Genomic DNA, 12,079 nt, shown 5'->3' on the forward strand with positions numbered 1-12,079 from the left:
GTGGGAACCCCATGGCTGCACGAGACGCAGACGTGGCGGGGGCTGTGGTGGCTTCCGGAAGACCCCACCAACCGGCATGCCGGTTTCTTGACCTACGACCCGGCTTCGGGTCTCGAACTCGTACTGGTGGGCGGCTTTGACGCGCAAGTACGGGAGCAGATCGGCCCGGGTGCATGGACGGTGTTGGCCGAGACCAAGGACTTTCCGGTGGTGTACGGACGCGCCGGGAACAGGGACATCACGCTCTTTGGTGCCTACTCGGCCAACAGTCTCACCTACAACCTCGGCTTCTTTGACGGTGGTCCATCCGAGCAGACGCTAAAGGCTCAGACTGCCCTTGTCGGGGTACACGCAGGAAGCACAGACGAGGCGTTGTTCGATCATGCCAACTGCGTGATTGAGGACATCTGGCTTTGGTCCGCCACCAGTGCATTGGAAGCGAAGTGGGGATGGGACAAGGAGAGTGAGCGCCCAAGCGGAGAGGCCACCATAGAGATGTCTCCCGTTGACGATCAGACGGCTAAGGTGCCGGGAGCCACGATTACGCTGGCGCACTGGTTGACCCTCCCGACGTTCGACACAATGCGAGGAGGATCTCGGGCACGAGTCGAGCACAAGCCGGTGCTTTCGGTCCGTACTGACAAGCGAGCGTCCTTCGCCTCGTTGATGGTCTACGTAGCAACGCTTCAGGACCTGCTGTCACTCGCGACGGGGAGGGGTCCGGCCTTGCTCTGGATGAAGGTCTACCTTCCCCGCCCTAACCCCTCCGAGGAGGCATCTCCAAGCAACATGGGCAGGGAGGTCGATGTCTACACGCGCAGTCGTGGTGAGGGTGACCCTAGTGCGAAGGCCGTGGACGCCCACACGATGGTGTTCACCCTTGACGACCTAGCGTTTGCACAGGCCGTGCCGCGCTGGTGGGAGGTCCATGAACGGTTCTGGGCCTCGTGCAACATGATCGTTGGTGGACGCTACGTAGCCGATCACTACATCGAGACCATGTTGATCGTGGCCGTAGCAGCAGCCGAATCGTTTCATCGCGACTTGAAGGAGAAGTCTGCCGCTACCCGTGAGCACAACTTGCAACGCCTAAGGCCAGCACTAGATGCCCTTGGCGAAGCGGACAGGAAGTGGCTTGAGTCATTCGTTCCGAGTGGCTTCTCACTTGGCCAGCGGCTGGAGCGACTCGCAGAGAGGCTGCCAGTCTCCTGCCGCGATCGCATACTCCCCAACCCATCCGCGTGGGCGGTCGCTGCCAAGCGTGCCCGGCACAACTTGTCACATTCCGGGAGGTCCAGCGAAGACGCCATCAAGTTGTACGCCACGGTGCGGGTAACGCGCGCGGTGGTCCTCCTGAACATCTTGCTTGAAATGGGCTTGTCCGAAGAGCGCCTCTTGAAGGCATTGAACGACAACGGTGAACTCAGTCACGCTTGCATTCTTGCGGCCACGCACTTTCCAACAGCGCCGGGAAAGGCGTCAGGAACCCAGCCCGTCGAGTAGGTGTTCTGCCCAGACGACCTCTGGCCTTTGGACCCTGACGCCCTCGACCTCATGCCCGATGGGGAATCCGCCATCGGTCGTCATCAGGTAGTCGCAGCCCAGGCGGACCGCAGCAGCGAGGTGCGTGGCATCGGCCCCGCCGAGACGTTTCCCCGTGTCGGTCCTCTTATCGTGCCATTGACCCGCCAGCCGAACGGCCTCCCGCGCCAGGAACCGATCTACGTCGGTCCAGAGCGTGGCTTCGGCAGTAAACCAGCCCCGGATCTGATCCATGGCATCCTGCGCTCGGTCCCTGACGGCAGGGACGCAGAGGACCTCGGCCTCGATGAGTGCTGATGCGGCCAAGACAACCCGATCATCGTTTACCGCATCGAAGAGGGCCTTCGCACTCTTCCAGCGCGGTTCACCCGTATCCGGATGCGGTGTCATCTCCTTCGTCACCAGGTCGAGGTACACACAGGTGTCGACGTAGATGCGTAGAGGTTTCGGCTTAGCCACGACGTACCTCGCGTAGGAAGTCGTCAACGGTCATGCCATCGAGCCAGTCGGCACCGATCCCAAGCAGCGTGTCTGTCGAGGGACGGCCCGAGTTGCCCTCGGGGAGTAGTTCGAGCCGATCAACGTCGATCCTGATGGCTTGGCCGCGCGCGTTCCTGCGCACCTTGCCTGAGAGCGCCACGCGATGTCGCCATGCGGAACGCAGTTCCTCGGCCATGGACTCGGGAACGATGCCTTCGATGGCCTGTCTACCAATGGTGTCTCGCACCGTGACGCGGACTGTCTTGCCCCTGGCATCACGCACACCAGAGAGCGTCCCCGATACGGAGCCGTAGGCCACCTCAAACGGCTTGACGGCTGCCGCTGCATTGTCCTTGACAGGCTCGGAGAGTACGACCTCCTCGTTTGTCCTCCCGTTGTAGGTGGCCAAGGAGACGGATTGAACTCCGTCGCGGGGCTCGGCCAGTGCACCTAGTCGAGTGACAGTCTTGGGTGCGAACAACTCCGGCACGACTGGCTGCTCGGTGAGGGTGTGGGCACCCCTCACTAGAGCCTCGGCGGGGACCAGCATGTCCACCATGTCCCGCTTGGCGGGCACGTTCCTGGGCTCCAGACGCAGGATCAGGTTCTGGTTCTGACGGTCCATGTCAGCCATCACCCAGGTCGCGCGCGTGCCCCGCAGAAGATGAACCCTGTCAATCTCCTGAAGTGACCAGACGACTTCGTTGAGGGTCTTCGCGACGCGGGTTGCCTCCGCCCGCTCGCGCCCCTCATGGAGGCGAACCTCCAGCCCCGTTGCCGTCATGATCTAACCGTACAGGCGAGAGCAGACAGATGGGATGAGGCCGCGCAACCCGGCTCGTACACCTGTCTCCTTACGCTCGATAGCACCCAGCAACGCAAGTCCACCTCAGGAGGGACCGTCATGACCCAGCACCACCCCAACGACGACCTCCAGGCCGACCTGGAAGCCCTCGCTGAGGTCTTCGAGGCCGAGGACCGGGAAGACCGCCGCAAGGAGGCTCAGCGCCGCCGTGACGGCCTTCCCGAGCCCAAGCGAGACATCCGGTCCTTCGACGGCTTCGCGAACGGCGGGGCGGCTCCTCGCGAGTGAGGTCGGACTCAGAGACCGCTGACCCACGCCTCCTCCAGCAGCACCGACGCCAGCGCGTACTCGGTGCGGTCCTTGTCGAGGTCGGGGACGAGGTGGGTGAGGTCATTCGTGGCGCGCTCGGCTACCTCGAAGACGGCGGAGATCAGGGACTGCTGGTTGGTCGCTCTCATGCGCCTGGACTGTAGCCAGGCTGGCCGACATCCTCAGCAACTCTAGCGAGACAGTTCTTGTCGTCGCTGATCACACGAGATGCAGAACCCCGCGCCCTCCCAGCGAAAAGCGCGGGGTTCTAGTCCGGTCAGCCCTTCGGCGGGTAGGAGTCCCTCCCGTAGGAGTTCTTCTCACCGATGGTGCCGTCCATCTTCTTGATGACGTGCTCCACGCCTCGGTCCTTGGCCATCTCGCGGCCAGCCGCCTGCGCTGCCGCCTTGGTGTCGTGGACATTGCTCGCCCGGCTGTTGCCCTGCGCGCGGTTCTTCCACTGGCCGTCCTCGTGGTACGTCTCGATGTCGCCCTTGCTCATGTTCACCTCCTCCAGACTCGGCCTTCGATGCCTACACGCTGTCAGAGGGGACTGACATTCCGTCATGCCGAGAAACTGGAGCGCTGTGACACGAGCGCCTGTACGGTTTCCGGAACTTACGGCGTACCTCGCTCAACCGGAGGGGTCGCAAAGGCCCCTGTCAGCGCATTGTCTGGGACACCTACAGTCATGGCAGGCCCGGTGGAGAAATCCACCGGGTCTTTCTCATTCCTCGGGGTGTGGGGAGGATTAGGCGTACGTCACCGGCGGGTTAATGGTCAAAATGTGTGTCTGGCCTGGGCGTGTGTTGCCCCCGCTGTCATTGAAGGTGTAGATGGGGCAGCTATCCCGTTTTGCGCATATGGCTGCTGACCTGGGATGTCTTCCAACCGGTCGGTAGCTCTCAAGCGACTTTGCGGCATGCACAAGTGCACCCTGATGTCACGAAAGGGCAGTTAATAGCTCGAAGCGAGCTATTGGAGGCTTGTTTTTGTGCTGTGGCCTGGGGGTAGTCCCTGTCAGCGGACACACATTTTGACCATTAACCCTCCCCGGATCGATCGGCGCCATGTCATCCACGGATGGCATGGCGCTTTTTCATGTATTGGACCACAGCTCATTGTTTCCTACTCGATAATGGAAATCATTTTCAATAGTGTTGACGGAACTGGGCCGAGAAGGAGGTTCCGCCATGGGTTGGTGCGCTGATATTGCAGTTGAGGTAGAGGATCTGAGGATCAATCACGGCAAGTGCCCCTTAGTTCGGGTGTCGCACTTGCAGATCCGTTTCGGAGAGCGCGTCGCTGTGATTGGCCGCTCCGGTGCCGGTAAGTCCCTCCTGGCCGGGGCGTTGACCGGGACCGTTCCCGCGGCTGTCTCGGTAACCGGGAAGATTACGCTCGCCGGACACATCCGTGGTGGTGAAGCCGTCACCGGAATATCGGGGGCGCTGTTCGGGACTGTCGCCTTTGCCCGCCAGGACAGTGCAGACGCACTCAATCCACTGGTCAGCATCACCGACCAATTGGCGATTCCCTTGCGCAGGCGGGGGCTCCGCGGACCGGATGCGCACGACGCAGCTCATCGGCTCTTAGCGGGCCTCGGCCTTGAGGAACCTTCGCGGATTCTATCGTCCCATCCCGGCGAGTTATCCGGAGGGCAGCGTCAACGCGTGTGCATCGCACTGGCGCTGGCCTGCGAGCCGGAAATGCTCATCATGGATGAGTGCACCACCGCCCTGGACGTGGTGAGCCAGTCGAATGTGGTCGAGAAACTCCGGAGCCTGGAAACCCTCGTATTCATCACCCATGACCTCCCGGTTGCAGCTGACCTGTGTGACCGCGTGATCGTCATGGACACCGGTCACGTGGTGGAGGATGCGCCGGTGGAGCAGATCTTCACCGCACCTGAGCACCCCCTCACCAGGCACCTGGTCGGCGAACTGGTGGAGGCCGCCGAATCCGCCCGGGTCGTGGCCGCGTGAGCGGTGGGACCCTCACTGGCGAATCGTTGAGGAAGGTCTATCGGGCGCGGAGGGGCGCAAGGCCAGACATCACAGCAGTGGATGGGGTCAGCCTTTCCCTCACTCCCGGCGAGAGGGTCGCGCTTATCGGCAGATCCGGATCCGGCAAGTCAACGGTGCTCAAGATGCTTCTGGCGATGGAGAGACCGGACTCAGGGTCGGTGGAGTTCGGCGGCCGGAAGGTGACCGCCGGGCCTGTCCGGACACTTCGTTGGTATCGCCGAGACGTCCAATACAGCCCGCAGGATCCGGCAAGCAGTCTCGACCCGCGCATGACGGTGGAGGCCCTAGTCACTGAACCGCTGCGGCGGCTCAATATTCCGGGCGACCGTCGGGAGATTGCCGCAGAAGCATTGGCAGGGGTGCATCTTGGCCCAGAATTCCTCGGCCGCACCAGGTCACAGATTTCCGGAGGGCAGGCGCAACGCGTCGCTATCGCACGGGCCATCGCCACTGGTGCCACCTGCTTGCTGGCGGATGAACCGGTCAGCGGACTTGATCCGCCGTTGCGCGACGAGGTTGTCGAGATGCTGCGGGAAATCTCCGAATCCCGCGGCATCTCACTCCTCATGGTCACCCACGATCTGGATGCCGCTCGCAGGCTGTGCGAGCGCGGCCTCGTCATGCATCGCGGCCAGATCGTGGAATCCGCTCCACTGACGACCCTGCTCGACCACCCGGCCACCAATGAAACCCGCATGCTTCTCGACTCCGTGCCCTCAGTTCCCGAACACATCCTCCGGTCCGCCGGAATGGGGGAGTGAGGGTGTGGAGGAGGGGACGTCGGGAAGCGCATCTTTTACAGGAAGACACCACATGAAAAAGACCCTCAGGCGCACCGCATCCACCGTCACGGTGGGAGCGCTGGCGCTGACCACCGCCGGCTGCTTCTCTGGAGACGGCGGAGGCGACGACCAGGACCGAATCTCCGTAGCGATGCTGCAACCCCCGCGCAGCGGACTAACCCCATTTAGCGACGACGCCTTCAAACTATCGAGGTGGAGCACCGCCGAAACGCTCGTTGTCCTCGACGACGACCGCAACGCGGAAGAGGCCCTCGCCACCGACTGGGAAAGAGAGAGCCCCACCACGTGGCGATTCACCATCCGTGACGGGGTGACGTTCCACAACGGCACGGAACTGACCGCGGAGAACGTGGCCGCGTCGTTAACTGCCGCAACCGAAGCGACCCCCACCCCACGCATCCTCGATGGAGTGGATATGACAGCCACAGCAGACGGCGCAGACGTGGTTGTGACCACCGCCCATAATGATCCGTTAGTACCGCAGCGTCTGTCGAGCCCGCAATTGTCGATCCTCGCGCCGCAGGCTTTTGACGGCAGCTCCGTTGACCCAGTCGGCGACTCTTGACAGATACGAGGACTACTGGGGCGGCACGGCTGCGGCATCCGGCGTAGACGTTGAATACGTGCCAGATGGAACCGCCAGGGCAGCGGCACTGCGCACAGGGTCGGCCGATGTCGTCGAAACCATTCCGGTGGGACAAGCGATGCACATCGACGACGACCTGATCATCGAGGTGCCGATGCCGAGGACAAACACGCTCTACTTGAACACTTCCTCGGGACCGTTTGCAGATCCGGCGATCCGCGCAGCGGCGAGGGCGGCGGTGGATCGCGCGACGCTGGTGGACACTGTCTACGAAGGTCGTGCCGACGTTGCCGCCGGATTACTCGGACCAGCCCTTCCCCGGGCGGCTGAATTGCGGGAAGAGTCGCCGTACACCTCGATCCTCTCTGAACAGGTAGAACCGGCGCGCCCGGATGAGGTGGACGGCGCTGCGATCACCTTGGGGACCTTTACCGACCGGTCGGAACTGCCGGAAGTTGCGGTTCGATTGGAACAGCAACTGCAGGCTGCCGGATTCACCGTGACGCAAGACGTGCGCGAGTACCAGTACATCGAGGCGGATGCGATCGACGGCGAGTTCGACGCGTTCATACTTTCCCGAGCAACGGTCCTGGATTCAGGAGATCCGGTTGCTTACATGTACAGCGATTTCGCCTGCGATGGGTCTTTTAACATCTCCCAGTTCTGTGACGCGGAGGTGGACCAAGCGCTTGCCAATGCCGCCGCGATCGAGCCGGGACCGGAACGGCAGGAGGCAATTATGCAGGCTGAGGCGCTAATCCTGCAGCACGATGCCGCAGTGCCCATGCTTCACGAGCGGGTCATCCAAGGAGAGGTTTCCGGCGCTAGCGGGGTAGAGCGTGACCCGCGCGAACGCATGCTGATCACCGGTGACTCCGCGGTGTCCGCGGAAGCCCGTTAGCCCCCGGACAGTCGGAATACTGACATGGGAGGACGATTCTCCGGGCCGGTCACCGCTGGCTCCCGGATGGCGGCAGGCGCAGCAGTGGTGCTGCTCATCGGCATGCTGCCGTGGCTGTCGAGGAACAGCGCTGAGTACACGATCCTGCGCTCGAGATACGCAGAACTGGAAGCGACCCCAGAGAACCTCGCGGCAGTACGAGAGGAGCTCGGACTCGACCGCGGCGCTTGGGCAATCTTCGGCGACTGGCTCGTCGGGATTGTACGAGGGGACCCTGGGGAATCATGGATCAACGCTCAACCGGTGCTTCCTGGAACGATGGAAGCTCTGACGGTGTCGCTGACGCTGATGGGCTATGCATTCGCCGTGGCTGCGGTGCTCGCGACATTGTTGTGTTTGCCAGCGATCCGTCGTGGCATGCAGGGGCGCCCCAGCCGTGGAACGGGTGCGGCTGCTGTGACGATGACGGCGCTGCCTGAGTTCCTGCTGGCTGCGGTACTTCTGGTCATCGGATCGGTGTGGCTTGGGTGGTTCCCGCCGTACGGATGGCGCAGTCCGGTGTACGTAGTGCTGCCGGCGCTGGCGCTGGGCATTCCGGCGGGAGGGCTGGTGGGAAGACTGATGTCAGATTCGTTGTCGGCGGCGTTCACCGAAAGGTGGGTGGCTACGTGGCGGATGGCAGGTGCCTCCCCGGGCGTTCTCATCCGTGCGGTGCTTCGACGTGCTGTGACACCTGTTCTGCCACAGGTCGGACTAGTACTCATCGGCCTGACTGGAGGCGCTGTTGCGGTTGAGCAGGTGTACTCGATCCCCGGTCTGGGCCGTGCCACACTTGGTGCCGCCAGCGCACAAGATATCCCGGCACTGCAGGCAGGAGTACTCGCATTGCTCGTTCTCGCAGTGCTGGTCGGTGCCTTATTTAGTGCTTTACGACGTCTCCTGCTCGGCACCTCCCTCCGCTCCAGCTCCGTGCCGGTACAGACAGATCAGCGGTACCGACAGGCCTCTGACCTGGTGACTCCGGTAGTTATCGCTGTGGTTTTGGGTGCGATCATCGTGGCAGGGCTTCTCCGAGACCCTTTTACCTCTGCGTGGGGTCGTCTTGAGGCGCCGGGTCTAGCGTTGCCTTTTGGCGCGGACGCAAGTTCCCGGGATCTCTTGGCCCGCGTTGGCCACGGTGCGTTGACCACACTGGGCACTGCCGCTGCGGTGGTGGCGATTTGCCTGGTGGTGGGACTAGTTCTGGGGTCGTTTCCTAGGGTTTCGACGGGATTCGCGGAGATGGCTAACGCAGCTCCGCCGATCATCGCCGGGCTAATTGTTGCCGCAGTTTGGGGATCTAGCATTGAGGGCTCGGCGCTGGCAGTAGCAGCGGTGAGTTGGGCGCCATTGGCGGCGCATACCGCGTCGCTGACGACAGAGGCCAGGTCCCAACCTCACATGCAGATTCTGCCGGTACTTGGGGCAGGACCGGCGCGGATAATGTTCCGGTACATCCTTCCGGCGACGATTCCGCCGGTGGCTCGGCACGCGGTACTTCGCCTCCCGGGCATCGCACTGGCGTTGGCGGCGCTGGGATTCCTCGGGCTGGGCCCGCAGCAACCCACACCGGAATGGGGCCTCATCCTGGGCGATGGCATCGACTACCTCGAACGCGCTTGGTGGACAGTGGGCGCCCCGACCCTGGCCCTCGTGCTGGCGTCAGTACTGGCGGTGCCGTTGTCGGCGCTGCCGAAACGAGGTCCGAAGCCGTCCCCTGAGGGGCGACACGTGGACCTGCCGGAGGTCAGTTCCCTCGCCACTCATCACGCAGGAAATCTCCTGCGACGGTGATAGCAGGACCGGAAGAGTCGCCGCCTTCGACGAAACTGACGAATCCTACGTCTCCCGCAATTCCCGTGAACCAGCCATGAGCGGCGCCCTCACCAGTTTCAGCAGTGCCGGTCTTGCCGCCGAGGTCCGGAATATCGCTCAGCGCGGAGGCGGAACCGGTGGTCACAGTTTCGACCATCATCGCCCGCAGTGCGGCGACCGTTTCCGGGGATAACGGCGCCGGCTGCTGGTCGGAGGTTGTCTCTGCGACCTGGGCGTCCGCGGGCCCCTCCACCCCGGAGATTAGCCTCGGTACGGCCATAGCTCCGTTATTCGCCAACGACGCCTCCATCAACGCCAGTCCAAACGGCGACGCTAGAACCTCTCCTTGTCCAATGGCAGCCTCGACGCGAGCGGCACCGGGGTCAGTGACGGGGACGGAACCTGTAACCGTCGTAAAGCCGGGCGCGTCGAAATCGACGCCGAGGCCCAGGCTGAGCGCAGTATCGCGCATTGTCTCCGGAGCGAAGTCCTGCGAGATGAAGCCCTGAGTCGTGTTGCAGGAGTCAGCGAACGCGGTGTGCATGGGGACGCTGCCGAGTTCGAAGTTGTCGTTGTTGGGGATGACGCGGCCGTCGATCTCTGCAGTGGCGGGGCATTCGACGATGTCATCCGGTCCGACGGTTCCGGTTTCCAGCGCCGCGGCCGTGGTGACGGTCTTGAACGTGGATCCCGGCGGGTATAGGCCGGTCAGCGCGATGGCGCCTTGATCACGGGCGGCGGCGTTCTGAGCAACCGCGAGCACATCCCCATTAGCGGCGACGGCGACAAACGCCGCCGGCCGGTCCTCGTTGTCGACGGCACGCTGGGCGGCCGATTGCATCGGAAGATCCACAGTCGTGGTGATCCGCTCGATCTGCTCGGGCTCCTCACCAGCGATTACCTGCTGGCCCTCATCGGTGACTGCTCGCAAACTCCATCCCGCATAGGTGGAGAGAGTCTCATTCCAGTAATCGGTCAGACCCGGGTCGAGCGGGGTGGACAAGTCGCGCGAGCCCGGCAGCAATTGACCGTCCTCACGTAGGTCGAGACCGTCGATTCCTTCGAGTGCGCCTCTGACCTGGTCCATGTCCTCAGCGCGCAGGGTGAATAGGGTCGCGGTATCGCCGTCGGCGGAGTTGATCTGCTCTTCAATCCACTCCGGTGAGATATCCGGGAGGATGCCGCTAACAGCCTCGGCGATCTGGCTGGCAGCAGGGATCTGGTCTGGACCAGCACTGACGACGGTCACCGGGGTCCAGGTGAGAATTTCATTGCCAGTGCGATCCACCACCGGGGTGTCGAAGTCGCGGTCTTCCGAGTAGATGATGGTCGCATCATCCGGCACCGCGCTGTCCAGGAAAGACGGACTCCAGTTGATCAGCCCGCTGTCGTCGTCGACGTTTACAGTTCCCTCGGTGGTGACCGCCTCCCCGGATGGGACGGTCCACGTGGTGTTCGTCCGAGATTCGCTCTCGTCAGAATCGTCGAGAGAGACGTTCACGCTGGTCTCTCCGATGCCCTCATGCATCCCCGTCAGGTAGGACTCGGTCGACTCGGGATCGGTGGTGTGTTCCGCTGCGGCAGCGAAGTCACCTTCATTGACCGCTCGGATGAATTCGTCGACCGGGCTCTCTGACCAGGGCATGGAACAGGCGGCAACCGAGAACACCGGAATGCACGCGGCCATGCCTGCGAAGGCTCTGGATGACCTGGATTTCCGTCGCGACGTCATGGCGGCGAGCGTAGTGAGCTGGAACGGACCCGGCAAGAGTGCAACGTTGAGTTCTTGGATGCTGATTCTGGCCGCACCAGTCCTTGGCTAGGGCTGCCACAGGGGGTCGTCTGAGAATCCGAGAGGAAAGTCCATTTCCGCAAGCCACTCTTCCTTTGCGCCGTGCAAGTGCTCTCGGAGTTCGGAGATCACAACATTGCCAGGATCGACCTGCCGAACAACGTAGACGGCGATGGACAGAACATAACTCAGGCACGCCTCGAAGTGCAGTATGGCGGTTCCACAGGCGTGAGTGGTGTGCGGCCCCGTTTCGGAGAACGGAGAATAACCTAAGGAAACTTCGCAAGACAGGGGCGCTCAAGCCGGCCTCGCGAGCAATGGATTTTTGCAGGCTATCTTCCTTCAGGTTGGCGAACCACTTGGATAGTAGCCCGAAACTCATTAGCTCGGCAGCCATCCAGATTGGCGGATACGCGTTGGTGTATTTCTGGCCCTTCCGGTTTTAGAGTGCATTGATCTTGGCCTGGAGTCCTCCGGAGTGAATTAAGGACCGCAAGATGTAGTGGGTCAGATTTCTGAAACCCAGTGCGATGCCGCGTAGATGTTCCAGGCGTCCGTTGATCGCTTCGACCGGCCCGTTGGACGCCCCGTGGTCGAAGTAGGCCAGGATCTCGTGTCGGCGTTTCCACGTCGTTCTACCCAACTGCCCCAGCTCTTGGACCCCTGTTGGTAGGCCGGTGCGGATCCGACACAGCACCTTGTACATCCAACGTTTCCCGATCTTCTTGTTCGGATGCCCGTACGCGGCGATGATGTCCTGATAGATGTGGTGAGTCACGTCCACCGCGGCGTGGTCTTCNACCGCCAACACAGTGTTCAGCTTGGTGAGTTGTTTCTCGGTCAGCAGTTCCATCCGGGTCAGCATGATCCGCCGGATCCCGTACAACGGATCCCCGGACCTGCCGCGATGCCCACACGTGGCCTGCTGGATCCGCTGCCGGGTCTTGGTCAGTTTGTCCGCTGCCAGATGCACGACATGG

Annotated in this window: 14 protein-coding genes; 7 read left to right on the plus strand and 7 right to left on the minus strand. The window is 62.5% G+C overall.

What is annotated here, in order from left to right; genetic code table 11:
- Positions 1–1,503, plus strand: a complete 1,503-nt coding sequence (locus YWU_RS0109470; RefSeq protein WP_027020282.1) for an ApeA N-terminal domain 1-containing protein — start codon at positions 1–3, stop codon at positions 1,501–1,503.
- Here the strand turns inward: YWU_RS0109470 and YWU_RS0109475 are convergent.
- Together YWU_RS0109475 and YWU_RS0109480 are read right to left on the minus strand one after the other, a co-directional pair.
- A complete protein-coding gene (locus YWU_RS0109475; protein WP_027020283.1) occupies positions 1,480–2,001 on the minus strand; it encodes a type II toxin-antitoxin system VapC family toxin in 522 nt (173 codons plus the stop codon). The two genes, YWU_RS0109470 and YWU_RS0109475, sit on opposite strands and share 24 nt — an antisense overlap.
- Positions 1,994–2,806, minus strand: coding sequence for an OB-fold nucleic acid binding domain-containing protein (locus tag YWU_RS0109480; RefSeq protein WP_027020284.1), 813 nt, complete (start codon positions 2,804–2,806; stop codon positions 1,994–1,996). Before YWU_RS0109480 ends, YWU_RS0109475 begins: the two co-directional genes overlap by 8 nt.
- A 120-nt stretch (positions 2,807–2,926) precedes the next feature.
- Here YWU_RS0109480 and YWU_RS0109485 point away from each other — a divergent pair, with 120 nt between their 5' ends.
- Positions 2,927–3,115, plus strand: coding sequence for a hypothetical protein (locus tag YWU_RS0109485; RefSeq protein ID WP_027020285.1), 189 nt, complete (start codon positions 2,927–2,929; stop codon positions 3,113–3,115).
- Positions 3,116–3,123: 8 nt separating this feature from the next.
- On the opposite strand, the gene YWU_RS18355 is transcribed toward YWU_RS0109485, so the two are convergent.
- Both YWU_RS18355 and YWU_RS0109495 read right to left on the minus strand, forming a co-directional pair.
- A complete protein-coding gene (locus YWU_RS18355) occupies positions 3,124–3,285 on the minus strand; it encodes a hypothetical protein (protein ID WP_169718902.1) in 162 nt (53 codons plus the stop codon).
- A gap of 128 nt (positions 3,286–3,413) precedes the next feature.
- Positions 3,414–3,638 carry a DUF2188 domain-containing protein gene (locus YWU_RS0109495; RefSeq protein ID WP_027020286.1) on the minus strand — a complete coding sequence of 75 codons (225 nt, stop codon included), beginning with the start codon at positions 3,636–3,638 and terminating at the stop codon, positions 3,414–3,416.
- A gap of 691 nt (positions 3,639–4,329) precedes the next feature.
- Here YWU_RS0109495 and YWU_RS16185 point away from each other — a divergent pair.
- From YWU_RS16185 to YWU_RS16195, 5 genes are all read left to right on the plus strand, one after another.
- A complete protein-coding gene (locus tag YWU_RS16185) occupies positions 4,330–5,121 on the plus strand; it encodes an ATP-binding cassette domain-containing protein (protein WP_051260229.1) in 792 nt (263 codons plus the stop codon).
- A gap of 77 nt (positions 5,122–5,198) precedes the next feature.
- The gene (locus YWU_RS0109505) at positions 5,199–5,924 is read left to right on the plus strand and encodes an ABC transporter ATP-binding protein (RefSeq protein WP_051260230.1); all 726 of its coding nucleotides are present in this window, start codon (positions 5,199–5,201) and stop codon (positions 5,922–5,924) included.
- Positions 5,925–5,976: 52 nt separating this feature from the next.
- Positions 5,977–6,531, plus strand: a complete 555-nt coding sequence (locus YWU_RS18800) for an ABC transporter substrate-binding protein (protein ID WP_205618316.1) — start codon at positions 5,977–5,979, stop codon at positions 6,529–6,531.
- Positions 6,509–7,453 (plus strand): ABC transporter substrate-binding protein, encoded by a 945-nt coding sequence (locus tag YWU_RS18455; protein ID WP_205618317.1) that lies wholly within the window; start codon positions 6,509–6,511, stop codon positions 7,451–7,453. The genes YWU_RS18800 and YWU_RS18455 overlap by 23 nt, the downstream gene beginning before the upstream one ends.
- A gap of 24 nt (positions 7,454–7,477) precedes the next feature.
- Positions 7,478–9,286, plus strand: coding sequence for an ABC transporter permease subunit (locus tag YWU_RS16195; RefSeq protein ID WP_084142033.1), 1,809 nt, complete (start codon positions 7,478–7,480; stop codon positions 9,284–9,286).
- On the opposite strand, the gene YWU_RS0109520 is transcribed toward YWU_RS16195, so the two are convergent.
- The 3 genes from YWU_RS0109520 to YWU_RS0109525 all read right to left on the minus strand — a co-directional run.
- The gene (locus YWU_RS0109520) at positions 9,240–10,994 is read right to left on the minus strand and encodes a penicillin-binding transpeptidase domain-containing protein (RefSeq protein ID WP_420805305.1); all 1,755 of its coding nucleotides are present in this window, start codon (positions 10,992–10,994) and stop codon (positions 9,240–9,242) included. The genes YWU_RS16195 and YWU_RS0109520 overlap by 47 nt on opposite strands.
- Positions 10,903–11,496, minus strand: coding sequence for an Abi family protein (locus YWU_RS18935; RefSeq protein WP_084142035.1), 594 nt, complete (start codon positions 11,494–11,496; stop codon positions 10,903–10,905). The genes YWU_RS0109520 and YWU_RS18935 overlap by 92 nt, the downstream gene beginning before the upstream one ends.
- Positions 11,497–11,541: 45 nt before the next feature.
- Positions 11,542–12,079 (minus strand): ISL3 family transposase (locus YWU_RS0109525; protein ID WP_027020289.1); only part of this gene is annotated, 538 nt, incomplete at its 5' end.

This window comes from Corynebacterium sputi DSM 45148 (assembly GCF_000427865.1).
Lineage (GTDB): Bacteria > Actinomycetota > Actinomycetes > Mycobacteriales > Mycobacteriaceae > Corynebacterium > Corynebacterium sputi.